This is a genomic window from Virgibacillus ihumii (assembly GCF_902726655.1).
In the GTDB taxonomy this organism is placed as follows: domain Bacteria; phylum Bacillota; class Bacilli; order Bacillales; family Amphibacillaceae; genus Lentibacillus; species Lentibacillus ihumii.
The window spans coordinates 336,160-360,591 of sequence record NZ_CACVAN010000001.1 but is presented as its reverse complement, the minus strand read 5'-3'; the positions used below and the strand labels follow the sequence as shown (position 1 = coordinate 360,591).

The 24,432-nt window shown below is 41.9% G+C and carries 24 protein-coding genes and 1 pseudogene; 2 read left to right on the top strand and 23 right to left on the bottom strand.

Annotated elements, in window-relative coordinates:
• The first annotated feature begins 5 nt into the window (after nucleotides 1-5).
• Nucleotides 6-698 carry a DUF421 domain-containing protein gene (locus HUX68_RS01755; RefSeq protein WP_174613033.1) on the top strand — a complete coding sequence of 231 codons (693 nt, stop codon included), beginning with the start codon at nucleotides 6-8 and terminating at the stop codon, nucleotides 696-698.
• A gap of 47 nt (nucleotides 699-745) precedes the next feature.
• Here the strand turns inward: HUX68_RS01755 and HUX68_RS01750 are convergent, their stop codons facing one another.
• The 4 genes from HUX68_RS01750 to ectA all read right to left on the bottom strand — a co-directional run bounded on the left by HUX68_RS01750 (nucleotide 746) and on the right by ectA (nucleotide 3,722).
• A complete protein-coding gene (locus HUX68_RS01750) occupies nucleotides 746-1,066 on the bottom strand; it encodes a DUF4870 domain-containing protein (RefSeq protein WP_246206593.1) in 321 nt (106 codons plus the stop codon).
• A 345-nt stretch (nucleotides 1,067-1,411) separates the two neighbouring features.
• Nucleotides 1,412-1,798, bottom strand: coding sequence for an ectoine synthase (locus HUX68_RS01745; RefSeq protein ID WP_174613032.1), 387 nt, complete (start codon nucleotides 1,796-1,798; stop codon nucleotides 1,412-1,414).
• Between the two features lie 114 nt (nucleotides 1,799-1,912).
• Entirely contained in the window at nucleotides 1,913-3,157 is a 1,245-nt protein-coding gene (ectB, locus tag HUX68_RS01740; protein WP_174616315.1) for a diaminobutyrate--2-oxoglutarate transaminase, read from the bottom strand.
• 49 nt (nucleotides 3,158-3,206) lie between these two features.
• Nucleotides 3,207-3,722 carry a diaminobutyrate acetyltransferase gene (gene ectA / locus HUX68_RS01735; protein WP_174613031.1) on the bottom strand — a complete coding sequence of 172 codons (516 nt, stop codon included), beginning with the start codon at nucleotides 3,720-3,722 and terminating at the stop codon, nucleotides 3,207-3,209.
• 324 nt (nucleotides 3,723-4,046) lie between these two features.
• On the opposite strand from ectA, the gene HUX68_RS01730 reads away from it, so the two are divergent.
• Nucleotides 4,047-4,352, top strand: a complete 306-nt coding sequence (locus HUX68_RS01730; RefSeq protein ID WP_174613030.1) for a hypothetical protein — start codon at nucleotides 4,047-4,049, stop codon at nucleotides 4,350-4,352.
• A gap of 51 nt (nucleotides 4,353-4,403) precedes the next feature.
• Here HUX68_RS01730 and HUX68_RS01725 read toward each other — a convergent pair whose 3' ends face one another.
• The 19 genes and pseudogenes from HUX68_RS01725 to HUX68_RS01635 form a co-directional block, all read right to left on the bottom strand.
• Nucleotides 4,404-4,784: a cytochrome C oxidase subunit IV family protein gene (locus tag HUX68_RS01725; RefSeq protein ID WP_174613029.1), complete on the bottom strand. Its 381-nt coding sequence runs from the start codon at nucleotides 4,782-4,784 to the stop codon at nucleotides 4,404-4,406.
• 1 nt (nucleotide 4,785) lies between these two features.
• Complete coding sequence (qoxC, locus tag HUX68_RS01720; protein WP_174613028.1) at nucleotides 4,786-5,391, bottom strand: cytochrome aa3 quinol oxidase subunit III; 606 nt, start codon at nucleotides 5,389-5,391, stop codon at nucleotides 4,786-4,788.
• Nucleotides 5,384-7,327, bottom strand: coding sequence for a cytochrome aa3 quinol oxidase subunit I (gene qoxB, locus HUX68_RS01715; protein WP_174613027.1), 1,944 nt, complete (start codon nucleotides 7,325-7,327; stop codon nucleotides 5,384-5,386). Before qoxB ends, qoxC begins: the two co-directional genes overlap by 8 nt.
• Nucleotides 7,328-7,345: 18 nt before the next feature.
• A complete protein-coding gene (gene qoxA / locus HUX68_RS01710; protein WP_174613026.1) occupies nucleotides 7,346-8,302 on the bottom strand; it encodes a cytochrome aa3 quinol oxidase subunit II in 957 nt (318 codons plus the stop codon).
• Nucleotides 8,303-8,608: 306 nt separating this feature from the next.
• Nucleotides 8,609-9,217: a YdcF family protein gene (locus HUX68_RS01705; RefSeq protein ID WP_174613025.1), complete on the bottom strand. Its 609-nt coding sequence runs from the start codon at nucleotides 9,215-9,217 to the stop codon at nucleotides 8,609-8,611.
• 134 nt (nucleotides 9,218-9,351) lie between these two features.
• On the bottom strand, nucleotides 9,352-10,044 hold the full coding sequence (locus HUX68_RS01700) for an aspartate/glutamate racemase family protein (protein ID WP_174613024.1): 693 nt from the start codon (nucleotides 10,042-10,044) through the stop codon (nucleotides 9,352-9,354).
• A 252-nt stretch (nucleotides 10,045-10,296) separates the two neighbouring features.
• Entirely contained in the window at nucleotides 10,297-11,175 is an 879-nt protein-coding gene (locus HUX68_RS01695) for a cytochrome c oxidase assembly protein (protein ID WP_174613023.1), read from the bottom strand.
• Between the two features lie 96 nt (nucleotides 11,176-11,271).
• Nucleotides 11,272-12,156 (bottom strand): DUF4097 family beta strand repeat-containing protein, encoded by an 885-nt coding sequence (locus tag HUX68_RS01690; RefSeq protein WP_174613022.1) that lies wholly within the window; start codon nucleotides 12,154-12,156, stop codon nucleotides 11,272-11,274.
• A 234-nt stretch (nucleotides 12,157-12,390) separates the two neighbouring features.
• Nucleotides 12,391-12,666, bottom strand: a complete 276-nt coding sequence (locus HUX68_RS01685) for a hypothetical protein (protein ID WP_174613021.1) — start codon at nucleotides 12,664-12,666, stop codon at nucleotides 12,391-12,393.
• Nucleotides 12,667-12,807 (bottom strand): hypothetical protein, encoded by a 141-nt coding sequence (locus tag HUX68_RS01680; protein WP_174613020.1) that lies wholly within the window; start codon nucleotides 12,805-12,807, stop codon nucleotides 12,667-12,669.
• A 228-nt stretch (nucleotides 12,808-13,035) separates the two neighbouring features.
• Nucleotides 13,036-14,727 carry a peptide ABC transporter substrate-binding protein gene (locus HUX68_RS01675; RefSeq protein WP_174613019.1) on the bottom strand — a complete coding sequence of 564 codons (1,692 nt, stop codon included), beginning with the start codon at nucleotides 14,725-14,727 and terminating at the stop codon, nucleotides 13,036-13,038.
• Nucleotides 14,728-15,127: 400 nt separating this feature from the next.
• The gene (locus HUX68_RS01670) at nucleotides 15,128-16,345 is read right to left on the bottom strand and encodes an MFS transporter (RefSeq protein WP_246206592.1); all 1,218 of its coding nucleotides are present in this window, start codon (nucleotides 16,343-16,345) and stop codon (nucleotides 15,128-15,130) included.
• A gap of 139 nt (nucleotides 16,346-16,484) precedes the next feature.
• Nucleotides 16,485-16,601 (bottom strand): annotated as a pseudogene (locus HUX68_RS01665) (biotin synthase BioB); the annotation flags it as partial.
• A gap of 49 nt (nucleotides 16,602-16,650) precedes the next feature.
• Complete coding sequence (locus HUX68_RS01660; protein ID WP_174613017.1) at nucleotides 16,651-17,433, bottom strand: ABC transporter substrate-binding protein; 783 nt, start codon at nucleotides 17,431-17,433, stop codon at nucleotides 16,651-16,653.
• Between the two features lie 108 nt (nucleotides 17,434-17,541).
• Complete coding sequence (locus HUX68_RS01655; protein ID WP_174613016.1) at nucleotides 17,542-18,483, bottom strand: MBL fold metallo-hydrolase; 942 nt, start codon at nucleotides 18,481-18,483, stop codon at nucleotides 17,542-17,544.
• Between the two features lie 173 nt (nucleotides 18,484-18,656).
• Nucleotides 18,657-20,600, bottom strand: coding sequence for a TRAP transporter permease (locus HUX68_RS01650; protein ID WP_174613015.1), 1,944 nt, complete (start codon nucleotides 20,598-20,600; stop codon nucleotides 18,657-18,659).
• 32 nt (nucleotides 20,601-20,632) lie between these two features.
• Nucleotides 20,633-21,658 (bottom strand): TAXI family TRAP transporter solute-binding subunit, encoded by a 1,026-nt coding sequence (locus tag HUX68_RS01645; protein WP_174613014.1) that lies wholly within the window; start codon nucleotides 21,656-21,658, stop codon nucleotides 20,633-20,635.
• 1 nt (nucleotide 21,659) lies between these two features.
• Entirely contained in the window at nucleotides 21,660-22,499 is an 840-nt protein-coding gene (nadC, locus tag HUX68_RS01640; RefSeq protein ID WP_174613013.1) for a carboxylating nicotinate-nucleotide diphosphorylase, read from the bottom strand.
• Between the two features lie 195 nt (nucleotides 22,500-22,694).
• A complete protein-coding gene (locus tag HUX68_RS01635; protein WP_174613012.1) occupies nucleotides 22,695-24,368 on the bottom strand; it encodes an ABC1 kinase family protein in 1,674 nt (557 codons plus the stop codon).
• Nucleotides 24,369-24,432 lie beyond the last annotated feature (64 nt).

Below are 24,432 nucleotides of genomic sequence, written 5' to 3'. Positions count from 1 at the left end.
CGAAAATGTTGTTATTTATTGGAAAGGTGATTTTAATCTATATCATCTCGATCGTCGCTATTCGGCTTATGGGTAAAACTGCATTTGCCCAGTTAACGGCACACGATTTAACCGGCATATTTTTCGTTGTATCATTAGCAGCCGGGCCGCTGTTTACAAAAAGCATATTCCACGCGGCTGCCGGGATAACAGTTATTGTACTAATACATATTACATTTTCCAGACTTACCCTGATTAACAAGTTAAACAAACCATTCATTGGTCAGCCAACGATTGTGGTGAAACATGGGAAGCTGATTGAAGACAATTTAAAAAAATCGAGATTCACGCTTGAGGAATTGTTATCAAATCTTAGGGAAAAAGGATATCCTGACCTGGCTGTAATTGAATTTGTATTAATTGAGGCAAATGGGGGGATCAGCATTCTTCCAAAACAGGAGGCAGCACCGGTCACCCCGAAACAGTTGGGAATAGATACTGAATTTCAGGGAATGCCCTTGGCAGTGATTGTTGAAGGAAAAATTCAGGAGCAAAACTTGAAACTGATCCAAAAAAATGAGCAATGGCTGCGGAATGAATTGCGAGCAACCGGTTATACTGATCTGGACCGGATTTTTCTAGCAACAGTCCGGGACCATTCCCATCAGTTAACCGTTGATACGGGTAAAGGGGAATTTGAGAAGAACGAACATGAATAATGAAAAGACGCTCCCATTTAGCCGCTGTTGAGCGTCTTTATCATCCACTAAATCAACCTGAATATTAACGGAATCCGATATTTTTGCCCGTTGTACGCTTTTACCAGTGCAACAATTGTAAAGATGAAACCCATTAAACCGACAATAAATATCAACACAAAGCCAATCAAAATAAGCATTAAAATCGTACAAACAAAGCCGTATACAGCGTAAGAAATCAAGAAATTAAAATATTCTTTTCCATGATAATCTACGAATTCGGATTCCTCCCGTTTCAAAAGCCATATTACCAATGGACCCAGGATCGGTACAAAAAAGCTAAGCAAATAAATCAGCATTGCGAACATTCGCTCATCACTGTTTGTCAAACTAATCACTCCCTTTATTATAAAAACCGCTACTATCTTACCATATTTTTTTATGCAAAGGATATGCTATAAGTTTTTAGCTCTGCTGTAATTATAATTGTTAGTACAGCGGATTTTCCCCGATATACGGCGGTCCTCCGCTATTACACAGCGACTTTAGACCAAGGTACAGCGCGATTTCACTATTATACGGCGGATTCCCGACAAAGTACGGCGGATACTGCCTTATACTGAAAGTGTATTTCCGAGCGGCGTGATGATACTCATTTCATTAGTCACAATTTATATGTAAACAGCAAAAAAGCGACGCTGCACCAACCTAGTGCAGCGTCGCTTCTTTGATTTCTATTCAGTCAATAGCGGGTAGTACCCTTCTTTATTGTGTGTCTCAGTTCCAACGAGTGGCGGGTTGAACACACATACCATGCGCATTTGCGTACGTGCACGCAAATTATGCTTATCATGGTCATTTAATATATACATTGTTCCAGGCTTCAACTGGTGAACTTCGCCTGTTGCAATATCTTCAATTTCACCTTCGCCCTCGATACAATAAACTGCTTCGATGTGGTTTTTATACCAGAAATAATTATTTGTGCCAGCCTTGATAATTGTATCATTCATGCTGAACCCGACCCCGTCTTTATTCAGCAGAAAACGACGGCTAGTCCAGTTTTCGCCTGATGTTTCGTCTTTAGTACCTACAATATTTTCCAGTGATTTTACGATCATTCGTATTCCTCTTTTCTGTATTTAATAGTTTGTTGTTAAGGCATCTGTCCGTCATTGCTTGACTGACCAGATCAGTTTGCCAGGTCTGTTATCATAATTTGATGGATACCTTGATTAGGCAAGCACTTCTTTAATGCTTTCTTCCAAAATCTCAAGACCTTGCTTCAATCCTTTTTCCTCAATCGTCAGCGGTGGGAGAAATTTGACAACTTCATCTTTCGGACCGGACGTTTCAACTATCAGTCCGCGCTTAAATGCTTCCGCACAAATTTCATCAGCAAGACCATCATTATGAACTGCGATACCCTGCATCAGTCCTCTGCCTCGTGCTTCACCATTTAGGGCAGGATATTTTTCAATCAATAACTCTATCTTGTCACGCAGAATATCCGCTTTTGCCATAATCTCCTTGCTGAACTCATCAGTTTCCCAGCGGGACAGAGCTTCCGTCGCTGCAATGAATGCCATATTATTTCCGCGGAAAGTACCGTTGTGTTCACCCGGTCCCCACTGATCATATTCCGGTTTAATCAGCGTAATTGCCATTGGCAGACCGATTCCGCCGATTGACTTTGATAGGCAAACAATATCCGGATTAATTCCGGCTGGCTCAAAACTGAAGAATGTTCCGGTTCTGCCGCAGCCTGCCTGCACGTCATCAACAATCAGAAGAATGTCCCATTTGCGGCATACTTCTTCAACTCTTTTCAGCCATTCCATTCTTGCAGCATTAATGCCGCCTTCTCCCTGTACGGTTTCCAAAATAATTGCAGCCGGTAGTGCTACACCACTGCCGCTGTCCTCCAGAAAACGTTCCAGATAAGCAATTGAATCATGATCTTCCACATAATCATCGAATGGCATTGCCACTGAGTGATGAAGCGGAACACCCGCACCGTGCCGTTTAAATGAATTACCTGTAACGGACAATGATCCAATCGTCATACCATGAAAAGCATTGGTGAAACTGATTACTGAGTCACGACCAGTTACTTTTCTGGCAATTTTCAAGGCACTTTCTACCGTATTCGTGCCTGTTGGTCCTGGAAACATAATTTTATAGTCGAGTTTGCGAGGTGTTAAAATCTTTTCTTTAAAGCTTTCCAAAAACTCTTTTCTTGGAGTTGTTCCCATATCGAGGCTGTGAATGATACCGTCATTTTTAATATACTCAATTAATTTTTCCTGCATGACATCATCATTATGGCCATAACTGAGTGCTCCCGCACCAGCGAAAAAATCAATATATTCTTTCCCATCTATATCCCAAAGCTTATAGCCTTTAGCTTTTTCAAAAATCGTTGGCCACCCGCGGCTGTAGCTTCTTACCGCAGATTCAATTTCTTCAAACGTCTTCATTTTCTCATTATCCAACACTGCCGTTGTCACTTAATCATCCCTTTATACATTATTTTTGGTACTCAAATGGTCCAATTTTATACAATGATTCATCCTCATGACCTGTTCGCGGGAAATCAATGGATAAAAAGTAGTTTCCAACTACACAATTAGTATCCATCTTCTTGGCAAGACCCATGAACAAGTGTTGTGATGCAATATTTGACGGTGATACCGTCGCTTCCACGTAGCGGACATCACTGCAAAGTTCGCGGTCCAGCAATTCAAACAGCATTCTGGTCGCAAGACCATGACCTCTTTGAGTCTCATCAACCGCCACCTGCCAAATAAAGAGTGTATCCGGTTTATCCGGACGAATGAATCCGGAGATGAACCCGACCACTTCATCCTCTTTTTTAACAACAATGGAAGTCTCCGAAAAAATTTCACACCACATGAGGTAGCTGTACGAGGAATTTACATCAAGTACCCCTGTACCTTCCACAAGCTCCCAGACAGCAGCTCCGTCACCTTTCGAAGGGATCTGAAAATGAAAATCGTCTGTTTTTTCCCTGGTTTTTACCATAACATCCTTAACGTTCTGGATGCTCCCACCTCCTGACCGTTTGTTTTAAATAATCTACTCTATTAGCTTATAGAGAATGCTGTAATTCGTCAAAAAGCAATAAACAGTATTTAGAATGTTTAAAAGGTGTTAATGACGATTAGCCCCAACTAAACTCGTATAAAATGCAAAAAGCTTGGAAATATAAGCAAATAAACACAAACCTTCCCTTTTTTAAAAAATCAATAATAAATTATGAAGTTTTTGTGTCTTTTTTTAAAAAAATCTGTTACAATAATAATTAGAAAACGGTTTCATGATTTAATTTTCAAAGGGGATGATTTCATGGGCATCATTTTGATGTTTGTGGTACTAGCAACACTTACACCGTTTTTGTTTTTGCATTTAAATAAAAAAATACCCGCAGCACTGCAGGCAATACTCGTTATTGGCATGTGGTTTTTCTATCTGGAAGCAGCATTCAATGTTGCACCAGGCTCTTTTTCCATGCTGTGGATAATGTTTTATGGAAGCCTGATTCTGGCGGAAGTGGCTTGGGTGATGTTCATTATTCAGACAGTTAAATTTTCCATGACCAAAGCCAAAACGTACCGTGAACAGAAACTTAGAGACCCAATAAGCGAGATATAACAAACATGAAAATCCCCCTCTTCCAATTGTGGAGAGGGGGATTTTTTCTGCTTATTTCATATCATGATTCATTTGTTCATGATCCATTTGTTCCTGCTGCATATCCTGATGTTCCATATCCATGTTGCCATGGTCAAAGGCCCATACCATGGTGAACAGTGATCCGGCAACAACGATGCCAACCATTATTGCACCGTGAAACATCATATTCCAAGGCGCGTTTCCAACCCCTTCTGTTTCAGTCAGATGCATAAATAAGAACAATTGAATTGCAGCCTGAATAACCGCCATAGCCAGTGTGCCACCGATAATCCATCCGATTGGCAAGTTTGATCCAAGTGCAACCCAAGCCGCTGCTATCGTCAAAATAAGCGATAGTGCGAAACCGATAATGTGCTTAACTGGTAATTTTCCGGAATGTTTTTTATCCATCTTACATCACCATCCCAAATAAATAGACACACGTAAAAATGAAAATCCATACCACGTCCAGGAAGTGCCAGTACAATCCAATAATAAACACTTTCTGCGTGGTGACCTTTGTCAATCCTCGCCGGAAGACCTGAATGAGCAGCAGAATCAACCAGCCGACACCAAACGTTACGTGCACCCCGTGTGTACCGGCAAGTACGAAGAAAGCTGACCAGTATGCGCTTGTTTGCAGCGTCACACCTTCATGCGTGTATAGAATGAATTCCTCCACTTCCAGTCCGAGGAACGACAATCCTAACAGCAGTGTAATAATCAGCCAAGTGATCAGTCCTTTTTTCGAACCATTGCGCATTGCATGAATGCCGAGGCCACATGTGAAACTACTTGTCAACAGAATGAACGTCATAAGAAGGGCGCTTTTTGCTTCAAATATTTCACTTGGCAATGGAGCGTCTCCTGTACGTCCAATCAATACCGCATAGGTCGCAAACAAGGTAGAAAACAAAACAATCTCTGCAGCAAGGAATATCCAAAACCCTGTAATATTCAACCGTCCCGCTTCCGTACGATATTCCAGCGGGCCGGTTTTAAGATCATGTTCACTCATCATTTAACCCCCTTGCTGAACGTTCTATGCGTTTAATTTCATCCACTTCAATATGATATCCTTCATCATAGTCAAACGACCTCAGAATCATCATGAAAATCCCGCCTGCCAGGAAGACTGCGGCAGCAATAACCCACTCAAATACGAGGGCGAAACTGGCAAAGAACAGAATCAGCATCATGATAAAAGGTTTTCCTGAACTGCTTGGCATATGAATCGGTTCCAGTTTGCTTTCATCAAATGTTGTTTCACCATTTTTCTTCATTTCCAATAATGCGTCATAACCGACATTGTCCGGTAATGTTGCAAAATTATATGAAGGAATCGGTGTCGGCGTAGCCCATTCAAGGGTTCTGCCGTCCCAAGCATCTCCGGTTTTTTCCCGTTCACTGTAACGCAGGCTGTAATAGATTGCATATACGAAGATGGCAAATCCAATGCCCATTCCAAACGCACCAATCGTTGAAATGAAATTTAGTGAAAACCACTCTGGTGTTGAATGGAAAACTCTTCGCCGCATTCCATCCAATCCCACAAAAAACTGCGGAAGGAAACATACATGGAATCCAATAACAAAGAACCAGAAAGACCATTTGCTCAATGTTTCATTCAGCTTATGCCCAAACATTTTCGGATACCAGAAGACAAGACCTGAGAAGCAGGCAAACACTGTTCCAGGTATCAGCACATAATGGAAATGCGCCACCAGGAAGTAGGAATTATGATACTGGTAATCCGTAGCCGCCATACCAAGCATAACACCGGTTATACCACCAATAACAAAGCTTGGAACGAATGCAAGCGACCAAAGCATTGGTGATGTAAACTCCATTTTCGATTTATACATCGTTGCCAGCCAGTTGAATATCTTCACCCCGGTTGGCACAGCAATCAACATTGTTGAAATGGAGAATACTGAATTGACAAATGCACCGGTACCCATCGTAAAGAAGTGGTGTACCCAGGTTGTAAAACTCAATCCGGCAATTACAATAATCGACCATACCATTACGTTATAACCGAATAATCTTTTCCGGGCAAAGGTTGCAATAACCTCCGAAAAAATCCCGAATGCCGGTAAAATTACGATATAAACTTCCGGATGTCCCCACATCCAGAAAAGGTTAGCCCACATCATCGGCAAACCTTCTCCTGCCAATGTAAAGAAATGAGATCCGAAAACACGGTCGATTGTAAGAAGTGCCAGGTTTACCGTCAAAATCGGAAAAGCAAAAATAATTATAAATGTTGTTATCAAGGTAGACCATGTAAATATCGGCATCTGAAACATTTTCATTCCCGGTGCTCTCATTTTCAAAATGGTTACCATTAAATTAATACCGGTTGCCAGCGTACCAATACCGGCTAATTGAAGTCCCATTAAATAGAAATTCTGTCCTGGGCCGGGACTCATCGCCGCTCCGGCAAGTGGTGTATAACTCGTCCAGCCGGCATCAGGCGAACCGCCAATCACAAATGAAAGATTAAACAACATTGCCCCAAAAAAGAATGACCAGAAACTAATTGCATTCACAAAAGGAAATGCAAAGTCACGGGCACCAATCTGTAACGGGACGATAATATTCATCAGGCCGATTAAAAACGGCATCGCCATAAAGATAATCATGACTGTTCCATGTGTTGTGAATATTTCATCATAGTGCTGCGCGCCCAAAAAGTTCATATTTGGAAATGCAAGCTGAACACGCATCATTAACGCGTCCATTCCACCACGGAACAGCATTGCAAGTGCACTTAAAATATACATAATACCAATTTTTTTATGGTCAACTGTAGTCAGCCATTCCCGCCACAGCCACGTCCATTTTTTGAAATAGGTAAGGATGAAAATGATTGCCGACGTTACCAGAGCAATGGCAACCATTCCCGCATAAATCAACGGTTCACCCGTTACAAGCAATTGATCAAGACCCATTATTTCACCTGCTTTCTTTTATTGCTCCCATTCATCGTGAAGTTTTTCACGATGTTTTTCACTGTTCTTCAGATGGGTTTTGCCATCATAATAATCTGAACCATACCGTTTGATGGCATAATCCATGCCTGCCATCGTTCCATGATCCACCCACTGCAAATGTGTAGAAGAGAAAGTGTGACGACCGACAATGCTTGGTGCCAGCAATTCATCATATTTTTCCTGTGTCAGTTTCGGAGCATTTTGCTGCTTGGTATTTACCCATTCTTGAAACTTTTCACTGTCTTCCGCATACACATTAAACGTCTGTTCGGTAAATCCAACTCCGTTAAAATTGGAATTCATACCATCATATACACCCGGTTCATCAGCCTGTAAATAAAGGATATTCCGCATCCCGGCCATATTGTACATTTGACCCCCTAATGCAGGAATCCATAATGCCGTCATCGAACCAGCCGATTGCAGACGAAATTCAACTGCACGATCAGTCGGTATATGCAAGTAGTTAACTGTCTCAATCCCCTGTTCCGGATAACTGAAGAACCATTTCCAGTTGGAAGTTGTCGCATGAATGACCAATGGCTCCTTATCACTGGATGATTTTGGTGGTTCCTCCAAATCAAACAATGTCGTAACCGTCGGAATAGCCAATGCGGTTACAATTATGATTGGAATTACCGTCCAAATTGTCTCAATCAGCTTATTCCCATGCATATCCGGTTCATAGTCGTCTTCACTGCGATTTTTCTTGTTTTTGCGGTATTTAAACAAAAATATGGTAAATGGAATCCAAACCATCAGGCAAACAGCGCCCATGAAGTACAGAGAATAAACAATTAAATCCCGTTGCTTTTCTGCAACAGGCCCTGCCGGATCAAATACCACCATCTGGTCACATCCGCTCAGCAGAAAAACCATCCCTAAAAGCAACAAACTATACCATTTCTTAGAATGCTTTTTCCGTGTATTCATAAAATCCCTCCCGCTGTCGGTCATGTAAATACAAAAATCAATCTTTGCATAGTGTACCAAATCCAATTCGAAATTGTATCAGGAAAAACAGGCAATTGACGCATTTTGATAAATTTGTCGAATTTCTGTTACAAAATGTTCTAAATTTCAAGCGCTTTCAGTGTGATAAAACACTTTACAAAAGATTTATCCATAATTTATTACACATTGTCAAGCTTTCCTTTTTAAGCATTTAAATAAACCTGCTTTATAAAAAACCCCAGCTCAGCTGAACCAGGGGTTGCAGAAATACCGATATTCAGTTGATCAATTCATATGAATTTCTTCGTCCTCAAGTGCGCCTAGATTCACATAATGAATCAATTTCCCACACTCGGTTTTCACGCGCTGCTTTCCAAAACTACTATTATACCAGTTATCCTTACGTGTCCATTTATCGTTTACCGGGCAGAGGGAATAATTTATCCATTCCGGCATATATGTTTTTAACGTTAAATGCAGTCTCCGCATATGATAGGAGCTGGTAACAATGAGTAACCTGTCAATATTATGCAGATGAAATGCTCTATCCAATACCAGCAATGATGCAAGTACATTCTCTTTCGTGTGCATGGAATTTTTTTCAATTATTATATCTTCTTCTAACACCCCCAACCTTAATGCTTCCTCTCTTAACATCACCGCTTCCGGAAAGTCGTCTCCCTCCCACGTGACACCGCCTGAAAAAAGAATTTTATTCGCTCTGCCTTCCTTGTATAGGTCAACTGCTGTAGGTAAGCGGTATTTAGTTGCTTTACTGCTGCCTGCTACAAAAATGCAATCTCCGTTTTTTCCATCATCTTTGATCCCGTCAAATAACAATCTGCTCATCCTGTCATTGGTAAGCTTTTCAGTATCAAGATTGGAAATTAACATGGAATCATCCCCAGTTTACTTACATTTTCCAGTCCTTTCATTGAGTTTAACATACGAAATTCGATAGAAGAATCGGCATTCGCCCCATTTCATAACTGCTAAAAAAGATACAAACCATATGATGATTTGCACCTTTAAAACAATTCCTCCACCATTTTATCCACGTGAATTTCGGTCGTATTCAACAGCGGAAGATCAACATCCCCATCTTTTAATATCATCGGCAGTTCCGTACATCCTAAAATCAGCCCGTCCAGATTTTCATCAGCAATCAGTTTGTTAACGATTTTCAAAAATGACTGCTTGGTATCGTCATTAACAATACCATTTTCCAGTTCATCCACAATCCGCTGATGCATAAATATTTGGTCTTCTTCACTTGGAACAACTATTTTTTTGCCACCGGATTCAAACGGCTTTTTGAAAAAATCATGCTCCATTGTAAATTTAGTTCCCAGTAACCCGACATTTTTCAAGCCCATTTCATCTGCTTTATCATATGTTGATTCAACGATACTAATCATGGGTACATTAACTTTTTCCCTGACTTCGTTAAAGACAATATGCGGTGTATTAGCGGATACGACAGCAAAATCAGCACCAATTTGTTCCAACTTATTGACTGCCTCTGCCACATAATCCGTAAGATCATCAAGCCTGTCTTCGCTGATAAATTTAAAGATGTTATACATATTGATACTGTTAATGAAAAGTTCCGGCAATGTCTGTTTACTGTTCATCCGTTCCTGATATTTATGAATGAACGATTGATAATAATCGACGGTTGATTCAGGACCCAAACCTCCTACAATACCTGCACGTTTCATCCTCTCACATCCTTTTCTCAAGTATTCCAATCGATTAACTTATATTTTTAGTGTAGCATAAAAAAATGGAACATTACTAAGAAAAACTCCAGCATTCGCCCCGTCTTATCGCGAGTGCCGAAGTTTTCTTATAAGTCCACCTTAAGTTATACTTTCTGGCGTTATAAAAAACGCTACCAATCAGCTTCATAAATCGAATTATTGAGGATCCACTCCGTAATTCAATACAAATGAAGATTGGCAGCATTTTTATTATCGCTTTTTTCCTTTATTACGGCGGTTGCGGTCATTCAGCTTAATTACAATGCCCTGCACTACACGTGTGTCGTCATCGACTTTCCCTTCATTTTCCTCTTCGCGGAGACCCCACATTTTCAGCAGATAGTATAGTGCGATGGAATAACTCGTCAGCTGCAGAAATTTCAGAAGGCCACCTGCCAACTGTTGATCATACACTGCCGTCAACACCGGAATTAGCTCACCCGACACCTCAGTGTAGGTCGTATAATTCGGATCCTGCACCACCAGCAGGAAAATCCCGATTGGCATCAGGAATAATGCCGTAAAAAACACGTATGCAGCCCGCATGAAATAACTGTGATCGGATATTTCTGTTGACGGCTCTATAATAATCCACCACGTCAGAAAAGCAAGTGTGACTACCAAAACCTCACAGAAAAACTGCAAAAACATGAATTCATGAATCATATTGAAAAACGATGGAATAAAAAATATCGTTACAAGTCCATTGAAGGCAACTGCAAGCGGCCATGGATGAGCAAATATCAGCTTAGCAATTTTTGATCGTTTGTGATGCCAGAAAAAAACATCTAAATACTGTTTCGGCAAGCTTAGAATGAACAGTGGCATCACAATAAAACACATAACCGAGATTTGCAGAGAAAGCGCACTGAACAAATAATGATCCGCAATGACTGCAAATGGCGTGCCTTCCATAAGGTAAAATAAAATAACTGCCGTAAAAAAATATGTTTTCTGTGTGCTTGTCACATTATAATGGGACGGCTTAATGATTGTATTTATATACCAATAGCTGAGTACCACCGCAATAACAAGACTGACAGGTCCCAACAGTTCATACCATGCATGATTGGTAAACAATGATCCCATTATGAATCACCACCATTCTGCTTGTTTGCAGACTTTTATTTCTTTTAGTTTAACAAAATGCTCAGCAAATAGATAGAGTCTGCACTGACGCTCCCTTCAATCCAGTATTCTAATATTACCGGATGTTGTTAACGCCCTTATCGAATTGGCGCTGCCATCTCCTCTCACACCATGGAACCTTCCTTTTTGTTCTTCGACACCAGTTAATCCTTCAATACGAACCTTTCTGCTTCCTGATGAAATATGGCAATCAACGTGCAAGTCTTCCGGAAACATTTCACTGGAGATTTCAACATCTCCACTCGTCGCACGGCAATCCAGTTCACCTTCAAAAAACCCACTGTGAACACGAATATCTCCACTTGTTACCTTGCATGCTGTGTCACTTGCCAGTTTATCACTGGAAATTTCAATTTCTCCGGAAGTTGCATCAAATTTTGCACGCTTCCAGACAAGATCGCTGATATTGATGGATCCGCTGGTAACCCACGCCATTACTGAATCCGCATGACTATTTTTGACTAGCAAATCTCCACTGGAACCTTTTAACATCAACTGCTTTTTCGCATGAAGACCAGCGATTATCTGGTTACCGGATGAGATTATCCCGGTATATGACTTTGTGTCGATATTATTGACTATACAGTCACCAGACCCAAGCTTCACATGAAAATCTTCGTAAACTTTTGAGGGAACTGTTACATACAAATGCAAATCCGATTTTATCGCACCAAAAACTATTCCTTTGTGCTTTTTAACGTTAACGGCAAGAATACTTCCGTTCTGTCTGACGTTGAATTCCAAATTATCTGCAACGCTTTCACTAATTTCACCTTCCAGCAATATTTGGATATCATCACCGGATCCAGCTGCTACATGCACATCTGCCAGACCCGACGTAATTCGGATTGTATTCACCTTGCCTCCCTCTATCACTTTTTCTTCTTGAATCATCTGCATCTTTTTGCCGAACATATTCATTCTATCCCCACCCGATTTCTGATTTATATCTCTATTCTATCATTTTTCATGGTGTTTGTTCTCTGTCTGGAGACGGAGAAGCACCATCCTCAAGAATGATTTTTTATCCGGAATTAAATAGTTAATAGCCTTCACAATCTAATATGGACGTTCGTCACCGAACCAGAATAGCTCGGCAGGAACCTGGATTATCCATAAAAATACACAGGAACTTGAGTCCTGTGCATTTTCCAATTACAAAACATCGTTGTTATTTTGCTGTGCTTCCTGAATTTGCTGACGGGTATCATGAAGCTGTTCATAAGCCTGTTGAAATTGTGCATTTTCGGTTGCTTCTGCACCGACCTGATTTCGAGCGTGTTCCAAATCCTGCTCTGCCTGTTTTAACAACTGGTCCGCCTGACTTAGCAGCTGTTGATTAGAACCCTGGGCCTGACGTGCCACCTCTTGTGCATCCTGTATTTGCTGGCTGGCCTGCTGTAATTGCTCGTGCAGTGTTTGATGTGACATTCACAGTCCTCCAATTCGAACAAAACTTTTCTCTTTATCTTCCACCTTATTTTTGTCCAAATTGGGTTTTCCTATTCCGTTCACTTCGGCGACTGTGGGAGCATCGGGAATCCCACCACCCATAGCTATGATTTTCTTCATCGTCTAAACACGCTCCAGTCCGATACAATTTGGAGTTCATTTGGCGGGTTCGACCAGTTTTATCAGCGGGTTGACCCGGTTTATCGGCGGCTCCTTCGACTTTATCGGCGGGTATCCCTTTTCGTCCAGCAGCTTTAGGCATTTATTCGGCGCGAGATGCAAAATACGGTGATTATCAAAAAACGGGCATTCATGTGATTAAGCATGAATACCCGTTACCCTGAGTGATTAATGCTTATAAACTTTTGCTTCCCTGAAGTATTGATCAATACCGAAGTTTTGGAAGGTAATACCCTCTACATATGGTTTAACAATCATCGCGCTGCCTTTTTGATAGGTTGGAATAGCGATTGCATTTTCAACCAATACTTTTTCCGCTTTCTGCAATACTTTCCAGCGTTCTTCTTCTTTTTGCTGTTTAGCGAGATTGCGTGCTTCTTCAATCAGCTTGTCATACTTTTGTCTGTCAATGCCGTTAGCATCATTTGGACCATCACTATGCCAGTAGCCCAGGAAAGTCATTGGGTCTTTATAGTCCGGGCACCAGCCTGATGCACCATCAAGTTCATGATTACCGGCATTTACATGTTCCAGATAAGCATTCCATGGCAGCTTTTTGATATTAACTTTCATACCTTCCAGTTGCTCCAGCTGGTTCGCCATGAATTCAGCCGCTTGTGCAGCGAGATCGCCATCTGTGGACAGATACGTTATTTCCAGTTTATCAAAACCATGTTCTTTCTTAGCTTCTTCCCAAAGTTTTTTCGCCTTTTCAACACCGCCCTGCAAATATGGGTCTTGACCTTCACGGAAGGCTTTTCCTGCAGGTCCTTCCACAAAGTCTTTCGGAACGACATAATCAGCAGGAATGGAGCCATTATTTAACAGAACACTTGTAAGTCCTTCACGATTGATAACCAGGGACATTGCCTTACGAACTTTTTCATGCTTGAATTCCGGAACCTTTTCCGCATTAAGCTCCCACCAGAACATGCAGTTTCCTGCTACATTCTTGAAATCAGGCTTATTCTTATATGCGTCCACCTGTTCTGCAGACAAGCTGTCAACCTGAATATCATCAGATTGATACAGGCTTAGTTGAGTATTTTTTTCTTTCACCACTTTAAATGTTGCTTTCGTAATATTCACTTCATCTGCTGCATAGTAATCCTTGTTTTTCTCAAGTGTCCAACCTACACCGTGGTCCCACTTGGTCAACTTATACGGACCAACTGTCAGCAGATTTTCGGGTTCTTTTGCATAATCTTTGCCCTGTTTCTTTACAAACTTTTCATTCAATGGACCAAATTTGTTAAAGGACATCAAACTGGTAAAGTAAGGAATTGGCGACTCCAATGTTACCTGAAGCGTTTTTTCGTCAATCGCCTTAACGCCCAATTTTTCAACTTTACCGTAAAGCGGACTATCCTGATCCATAATTTTTTCAGCATTTTTAACGTTGGCGACCCCCATTATGTAAGCATACTGTGATGCTGTATCAGGATTAACCAGACGCTGCCATGCAAAAACAAAGTCACTTGCTGTCAGAGGATCTCCATTCGACCACGTTGCATCTTCACGTATTTTAAATGTATAAACGGTTCCGTCATCACTGATTTCAGGCATTTTCGCTGCCATTTCCGGTACCATTTCGTTATTTTTGAACGCGATGAGACCAGGGTGTGTCCGCTGAATGACTTCAGAAGACGTCGTATCCGTTGCCATTGTAAGATCAACTGTTGGCAAATCGGCATTACGTACAAAGTGCAGTTCTTGTTTGTCCGCGAGTTCGGTATTTTTCGGTGCTTTTTGACTCCCGGATGATTCATTGTTTTCAGAGCCACCGCAAGCTGCCAGGAACATTCCTAATAAAAGTATAAGAGCAGCCGCAAGAGACCATCTCAGATTTTGCTTTTTCAATTCATAACCCCCAAAGATTGCAAAAATTTTCAGTTTCAGTTTTCAAAAAACACAGATATTTAATAACCTTTATCAGAATTTTATCGGTTTATCACTTCCCCTTCTTCAGACCATATATGCCTTGACCAATCCATGAAAACCCTAAAAAGCTGCTTCATTCATCAGTCGCTGTTATATTCATTCAGGCATCTGACTAAAAAACTCACAAATAAATTTCGGCAAATACATGCAGACAAAAACACCCACTATGTAGATGCAGAGGCATGTGGAGGGGCATTTCTGTCTATATAGTTAATGCATAAAAATAAATGTTCAGATAAATCAATTTATTGTGAAATTTATCTTTAAAAGTTATTTAGCGTAATTTATTATAAACATATCGCTAAATATTTGTCCATATTTAATTCCCGTGGTACTCGGCATGCCACGCATTTACTTTTTTATCCGAAGGCAAGAAGAAAGTTACCAACCCAAGTAAAGGCAATAGCGAAATAGCAATCATTGTCGGCGTCAACCCAATGAAATCTATCAAGGATCCTAATGCTACCGAACCAATTGCGCCCATGCCAAACGCAAGTCCAATCGTCAAACCTGACATCGTACCAATTTTACCGGGAACCAGTTCCTGTGCATATACGACAGTAACGGAAAAACTCGACATGACAATGATTCCAAGCAGGCCAAGCAAAATGATTGCACCAATCTCCCCCGCATACGGCAAAAGTAATGCCAGAGGACCGGTGCACAGAAAAGAATATAAAATTATATTCTTTTTTCCGAACCGGTCTGCCAAAGGCCCACCAATAAACGTGCCGATTGCACCCATCAGCAGGAATGTAAAAATATAAAACTGCGACTCTGCTATCGATAATCCATAATTTTCAATGGCATAAAAAGCATAAAAGTTGGAAATAGCCTTCGCGTACCATGTTCGGGCAAAAATGATAAAAACAAGAACGATAAGTGCACTGCGGATTGCTTTGGCGTAACGCTTGTCCACCTGTTCCTTGTCAGGTGATTTAGTTTTCGTAACAACCATTGGCGTCATGGATGCATACCACCGGGCAATATAAATTAGAAAAATCACTGCCAGCCCAGCAACAGCTGTAAACCAAATGACACCAAACTGCCCTAATGGCACCAGCACCAGGGCAGTAATAACAGGAGCTAATGCCTGCCCCGAGTTTCCGCCTACCTGGTAAATCGATTGGGCAGTACTTCGCCGCGGACCTGCAGCCAGGTATGCAACCCGCGACCCTTCAGGATGAAAAACCGCTGAACCTAGTCCGATAAACAACACACTTAAAAGAATTGTCCAAAAGCCGGATGCAAATGCAAGCCCCAGTATCCCGAACATGCTGCTGGCAAGTCCAACAGGCAATGCATACGGCATCGGTTTCTTATCAGTATAAATCCCGACAACAGGCTGCATTACTGAAGCTGTCATATTCAATGTAAATGAAATTAGTCCAAGTTGGGTAAATGTTAATCCCAAAGACTTCTCCAAAATAGGAAACATAGCAGGAATAACCGCCTGCAATGTGTCATTGAGCATGTGGCAAATACCTATGATAAATAAGATCGAATAAACGGTTCGATTGCTTTTTGATGTATCCATATATATCCTCATTTTCTGTTAGTTTATATATTAGGATAGCATATTAAATGAAAGCTAAGGTGATAAATTCATATATAATTTATATACACTAAAATCTCCCGCATCCCAAAAACCTGACACGGAAGATTCCAAAAAATGATTAAACATTTACCCCATCACAAACAAAGTCCGGTTCGAAACCAAGATCGCGCAGCATCTGATGATCTTTCGTATCTTCCTGGCCAAAGGTTGTCAAATAGTCACCGATAAAATAAGATGCAACGGGAGTTTTCCACAAAAATAAGGAGCTCTATGAAAAGAGCACCTTATTTGAGTATGCTTAATTTTTCGTTGAAATAAGAAACAGCATCGAGCATTCTCCCCCCGTACCAGAACATTTCACCGTCAATGAGATCAGGTATGGCAGCCGGCATCATTTCCTGAAATTCAGCCAGGTGTTTTTCCTTATATGGATATGGTTCAGTAGCCAGAAAAACATAATCCAGGTTCGCCTGCTGGAAGTCTTCTTTTGTTACTTCCGGATAGCGCCCCTCGTATGTTTCAAAAGCATTAGTAAACCCGATTTTTTGGAGAAGTGAATTAATATACGTATCGCCGCCGGCCACCATATACGGATTTTTCCAGATTACATAGGCAGCCCGTGTCCCGGTAATGTTTGGAAGTTGCTGAAACGCGGATTGGATATCACGTTCAAGCGTTACTGCCTTCTGCTCACGATCAGTAACATCACCAAGATCATGTATCATGCGATATGCATCGTCAACGGTTTGCACTTCAAAACAGTAGACAGGATAATGCTCTTCCAGTTGTTCAACCATTTCTTTCGTATTTTCCTCTTTTTCCACAATGATTAAGTCAGGCTGGAGTTCATGCACACGGTCGAGCTTGACCTGCTTGGTTCCACCCACTTTTTTCGCCTGCTCAACCCTGCCTTTCGGATGAATGCAGAATCCCGTTCGACCGACTATTTCCTCATCCAAATTCAGACGATACATTGTTTCTGTAATCGCTGGCGCAAAAGACACAATTCGCTTTGGTGGAAACGTGTAATGGATTTCCCGTCCAAGGTGATCTTTTACAGTTCGCATAAGAAACGCCCCCAATCTTTTAATCTACCCTTAGTATAGGGGGATGGGAAGTGGTTGTCATCTAGTTGATAGAAATGGATAACTGCAATCTGATCTTCAACCTTTTCATCATTTTCGATAATACCAATAACTCCCTTTATTCAATTCCCGGTCACATTCACCCTTGTATCGCAAATATTCGAGGTGGGCAAGCGTTTCACCAATCGCAAAGCGGGTTTCGTGAATGGTAAGCTCTTTCTGAAATAACTTTTGGCAAACATCCGCTGCTGTACCGCCTTCACTTACTGCGTTCAGTGTTTGTAACAGGCGATTATCATGGTGCGCTTTAATTTCATCAATTCTGTTATTCGCCCCATAGAATGGCTTTCCATGAGATGGAATCACAAAATCAGCATCCAGCTTCCTGATTTTTTCCAATGATGTTAAAAACGAATGAAGCGGGTTCGGATCCCCGTGGAACCAATACGAGATGTTCGGTGTTATTTTCGGCAAAATATGATCGGTTGAAAGAAGCACATTTTTTTCGTTGTTATAAAATGTTACAAGCCCGTCCGAATGACCCGGCGTGAAGAACACTTCATATGTAAAGTTGCCAATTTGAACTATCTGCCCTTCCTGAAAATAATGGTCAACTTGCGGGTATGGCGTCACTCTTGGAACAAATTCCTTGGTGTTTTTAGTCATACGTGCAGCGGTTTTCTTATCAATACCGGTAGCCAGATAATTTTCATAAAGCGTTTCTATAAAGCTGTGCTGCCATGCATTCAGGCCGGCTTCAGCATCAATTTCGGACATATAAACGTTGGCACTTGTCAGTTCCTGCAATCCACCTGCATAACCGAAATGATCTGGATGGTAATGGGTGATGAAAATATCCGTAACAGATTTACCTGCAAGTTCATCACGCCATCTATCCGCCGTTTCTTTGTTATGCATCCCTGTATCGATAACCTGCCAGCCATTTTCCCCTTCTGCAACAAAACAGTTTACATGGTTCAATCGAAAAGGAAGATCAAGCCTGATTCGTTTTAATCCAAGTTCCTCCAGCATCCTCTATCACATCCCGTATTAGAATATTCTTCTCAATCTAACTCTATCATTATTACCATTTTTCTGAAAGAAGCTGGTGACCGGAATTACTGATAGAACCGAGTAAGTTGCTGATAGGAATGCTAAAGTTCCTGATAAACTTGTACTACTTGAAAACCTTCCCCCAGCTAATCTTACATCACCACAGATTTTTCTTTACCACGCCGATGTTTTGCAAGGGTTGGCCGCTTTTTCAGTTGTATAATTACGACAACTATGCTGATCATCAAACCAATTGCACCAGACAGCAGGCCTGAATGAATAAAAAGACTACCACCAGCAATCAACATGACTCGCTCCATCAGATTCACTTTCGAAAACAACCAGCCGATTATCCCTGCTGCAAGCAAAATCACCCCCGCCAATGCTGTTATGAAAGAAAGGACGACTTGAATCAGTGACCCTTCCATGAGCAGTGATGGATTTAGCACAAACATAAACGGAACAATGAAGCCGACTATTCCCAATCTGACTGCTGTAAAGCCAACTTTATTCGGGTTACTGCCGGAAATCCCCGCTGCCGCAAATGCCGCCACCGCCACTGGAGGGGTAATGGCTGAAAAAATGGAAAAATAAACGATAAATAAATGTGCGGACATCCTGGAGACGCCGAGTTCAATTAATGCCGGAGCCGAGAGCATTGCAGTTAAAATATATGCAGCGGCAACTGGCATTCCCATGCCAAAAAGCACACAGATCACCATTACGAGCAGTAATGTCGGAACAAGCATGCCTTCCGTTAATCCGAGCAAAATACTTGTTACTTTTCCGCCCAATCCGGTGGACATGATGCCAGCGATGACCAAACCGGCTGATGCACATGCTGTTGTAACAGGAATAGCGGACTTTGCACCGTCAACCATTGCTTCGAAAATTTTTCGTACACCCATGCGAGTATTTTTTCGGAACCAGCTTATAATGACTACTGCGAGAATGCCGTAAAACCCGGTCCTTGATGCACTGTTTCCCAGCAGAAGAAAGCAGACTACCACTATTAAAGGAATAATATAATACCATCCCTCCCTCAATACGTGCGATATTTTAGGGATGTCTTCCTTTTTCGCCCGTGGTAAATCAAGACGCAGCGCCTCAAAATGAACCATCGCCAGCAGCGAAACATAATAAAGGATGCCCGGCAGAATGGCCGCTGTAATAATAGACAGGTAGGATAATTGTGTCACAGCCGCCATCAGAAATGCGGAAGAACCCATGATTGGTGGTAAAATACTTCCGCCGGTCGATGCCGCTGCTTCAACCGCGGCTGCAAATTTGGACGTATACCCAGCTCGTTTGCTCACCGGTATGGTAAACGAACCCGTTGTTACGACATTTGCTGTCGGACTGCCGGAAATCGAGCCGAACAGGGCACTGGACAGAACCGCTACTTTGGCAGCACCGCCTTTTGACCTTCCAGCGATAGTTGTCGAAAGATTAAAGAAAAATTCCCCGGCACCTGCTTTTTGTAAAAAGGTTCCAAACAACAGAAACATAAATACAAATGTTGCCGCAACGGATATAGGGGAGCCCCAGAGTCCATTAAAACTGAACGCCAAATCATTCAGAATCGTTGTGAGAGACAACTCCCTGTGTCCCCACAGTCCTTGCAAATGATGGCCCCACACCGCATAACTGATTCCAATCAAAACAATGAGTATAATCGGCATCCCAATCGTCCGGCGTGCAGCTTCCATGCTTAAGAGTACAAACACCAATCCAAAGAATATATCCAAGCCCGTCAGCGGATCAAGGATAGGAATTCTTTCTGCTATCCATTCTGCACGGAGCGTATAATAGGTCCCGGCCGCAAACGCCAGCAACATAAACACAACATCTAAAAAAGCCGGTCTATTTCGTTCTGTTTTTTTGGAAAATCCGTACCCTATGAAAGACAATCCGATGATGAACGCGAGATGAACAGCCATCTGGTTAATGGGATTCAATTTTCCCCAAATCACTGACCAAATCTGATACCCAGATAAGATAAAAGCGATTACCGCAAATATTTTCAGTTGTATTCCTTCCAGATCCCGCTTCCACCCTTCTGAAAACAAGTATTTCAAATTATTATTTCCGTTCATGGGTACCCCCCTTCCTCTGTCATCAAAACCAATTAATCCAATAATCCAACTTCCTTAAAAAATTTCTCTGCTCCGGGATGAAGCGGAACCTCTCCGACTTCAGCAATATTTTTATCGGTCAGATTTGCAAATTCCTTATGAACCGTGCGCAGGTAGTCCAAGTTTTGATAAATCGCCTTTGTCACACGGTACACTTCCTTCTCCGATACATCTTTATTGGCGATAAGAATCGCAGGTGTGTAAAGCGTATGTACATTTTGCTCCTGAAACGCATAGCTTCCGGATTTTATTACTCCAGATTCCATGCCAAGCTTTTCCGACACTGCATTGATAACATCCTTATTGATTGATAAAAATTTAAGTTCATTCAGGCTGGCTGCTTTGACAATATCACCGGACGGAACCGATACTGCATCCCCGGCTGCATCAATGCGATTATCAGCCATCAACTCAAACGTTTTTGATCCGCTTAAATGATCGACTGAGCCTCCCCAGGATTTGATGTCTGCATATGTAACCCCGTATTCTTTTAAAATTGTCCGCGTGATGATTTCTCCTGCCGAACCCTCTTGATCAACAGCCAACCGGACCGGGGTCTGATTTTCGATGATTTCATCCATCGAATCATATTCCGTACCACCCCTTGCCAAAAGTTGATAGTAATTGGCGGGGATTACAACACTGATTGCCCGGATGTTCGGATATGCCCTGTCATACGGTTCATTTCCACTGTAGGCAGCGTATGCTGTCATTGCATAGGACAATCCATATGGTGTCTTATTCAGGCTGACGCTAACCGGATTTTCGACTATTCCCCCTGGTTCAACAGTAACAATGGATCCTTTGATTTCCCGCCGAATTGATTCCGCAATACCTTCCGTAAAAACTGACCACGCCCCGCCGGTACGGCCACCCACAATGGTTGTATTAAACTCATCGCCCGACTTTTTTCCACTGCTGTCTGAAGTTGCGGTAGCTTGATCCCCACTTTCACATGCAGCCAAAAAAAATAAACCTATCAATAACATAACGAATATGATTTTCCTGCTCGCAAACATGTTACTTCTCCTCCTCGACAAGCAAACTGATATCAAGTGACTTGACAGAATGGGTTAAAAATCCGAGCGAGATGCAGTCAACACCTGTGCCCCGATAGGATTCCAATGATTCCAGATAAATACCTCCGGAAGCTTCCGTCTGGATTGGTTCCGGAACCATCCTGGCAAACTTACGAACTTCCTCAGGGCTCCGATTATCAAACATAATCACATCCGCACCTGCCGAAATCGCTTCTATTACTTGTTCTTCGGTCTCGGTTTCCACTTCAATCTTCACCATATGTCCGACGTTTTTTCGGACTTTATGTACTGCTTCTATAATCGAACCACAGAACGAAATATGGTTATCTTTAATCATGACCCCATCGTACAAGCCATAGCGGTGATTCTTTCCGCCGCCCGTCACAACGGCATATTTATCCAGCATACGTAATCCAGGCACTGTTTTTCGTGTATCGCATAGTTGTATCGAATCATCATCAAGCTTTTCAACACATTTGTTTGTTATCGTGGCAATTCCGCTCATCCGCTGAATCAGATTCAAAATCACTCTCTCTCCTGTCAGTAAAGAGGCAATTGGACCATTCACTTGGGCAATCTTCATACCGGGTAAAACCCTGTCACCGTCAATAACAGATGTTTTTACCTCGATTGCGGGATCCAACAACGCATACACTTCCTTAATGATGGCAATTCCGCAAATAACCCCCTCCTGTTTAGCTGTAAAAAATCCACTCCCGGTTTCATTCGATGGGAATACTGACTGGCTGGTAAGGTCACCATCCCCGATATCCTCCAGCAAATGGGATTGAAGCATGTTTCGTAATTTTAATTTATTCATAACTTTCCTCCTGCATCTGGTTTTGTCGGTAAATGTAAACTTATATGTCTTTACATATAGATTTACATATATTAAACAGAAACGCAAGAGCATTTTTACAGTTTTTTAAGTGCTAAAAAGCCGGCTCCTCTTTTTAAGAAGCCGACTTCTGCAAGTCCATTTTAAATTCTTTGCGGGGCACCAATGCACAAATTGCTACATCCTGCCCGATTTGATAATCGTGATTACCATGAGCACAAACATCAGGAATGCGATAACCGCACCGAATTCAATTATTGGCAGATTCCAAATAATCGTATCCTGACCCACAATCGCAAAGCCGATAATCAGGCTGGCCATCAAAATGCTAAATGCCAGCATCAGGATGCTGAATGCCAGACGGTTACTAAGTTTATCCAGCCTGCGCATGATCCGGTCACCGCGCTTCACATTAATATCAAGCCCGATTTTTCCTTTCTTCACAACATCCATGACATCCTTCAGATCCTGAGGCAATTCCGAAATAATACTGAGATCTTCACTGATTTCCTCCAGTGAATTGCGAATAATATGTTTTGGACGATACCGCTGCCACATCAGCTTTTGTGCAAATGGCTCTGTCGCCCGCATAAGACTGAATTCCGGATCAAGCCGTCTTAGCACTCCCTCAAGTGTCAGAATCACCTTGCTGATAAGTGCCAGTTCAGCAGGAATTTTAATGTAATTAGCATACGCCACATTAAAAATATCCAAAATAATCCGTCCGAGACTGAGCTCTTTCGTTTTAATATTTTCATAACGGGAATGAAGATCATCTAAATCACGCTGCAATACTTCAAGCTTGGTCTCTTCCCCGATTATATCCATTTTTGAAAAAGTTTTGATCATCGCCTTTGTATTCCCCTGGTGGAGGTTTACAATAATCGAAGCAAAATGCTGTTTCTGTTTTTTATTAATCAAACCTGTCTCGCCAAAATCATAAAAAGCAATTGTATTTTTCGGTAAGATGGAAATATTACCGGAATGGGGATCCGCATGAAAAAATCCATTATCAAGCAGTTGATACAGCATCGCATCGGCCAAACGCTGGGCAACTATTTTCCGGTCATAACCTTTGGCATCAAGTTCCCCTATTTTGGAAACTTTAATTCCATCGATTTTTTCCATCGTCATCACCCGTTTGCTCGAAAATTCCCAGTAAACGAGTGGGATCCTCACATGTGCATTATTCTCAAACTGTTTGGAAACCCGCTCTGCTCCACGTGCTTCCATTAGGTAATCCAACTCATTCCGAAGTGAATTGGACAGTTCTCCGATAATGTCAGAAAGGCGGTAACGTTGTGCCCAGGCCGTCCGTTCCTCAAGAATTTTTCCTATTCCGTGAAGGATCTCCAAATCGGTATCAATCTTCGACTTAAGTGCAGGCCGTTGTACCTTCACGACTACATCCTCACCGGTAAGAAGCCTGGCGCTATGTACCTGTCCAATTGATGCTGTTGCAAGCGGTTCGGAATCGATCCACTCAAACAGATTTTCGAGTGTATCGTCCAATTCCGTCTCAATCGTATATCGGACATGCTCATACGGAATAACAGTAGCATGATCCTGAAGTTTCTCCAGTTCTTCGGTGATTTCCGTTGGCAGTGCATCATAACGGGTACTGGCAATCTGTCCAAGTTTTATAAACGATGGTCCCAAGTCCTGTAATGCATGCCGCAGACGCTTTCCAATGCTTTTCATATTCCGGTTTATTTCATCAGGTTCTCTACCTTTAGCAAGTCCGCGGTCAGTCAAACCGACCCGAAACAAAAAATGGCTGAAACCGTTTTTCATAAAGGAATTTACTATTTCACGGTACCGTTTCGTATGCCTGATTCGTTGTCCGAGCACTAAAATCAGCTCCTGTTCCGTCGTTCCAAACTACTGATTATGTTCCTTTTTCAACTATTTTTAA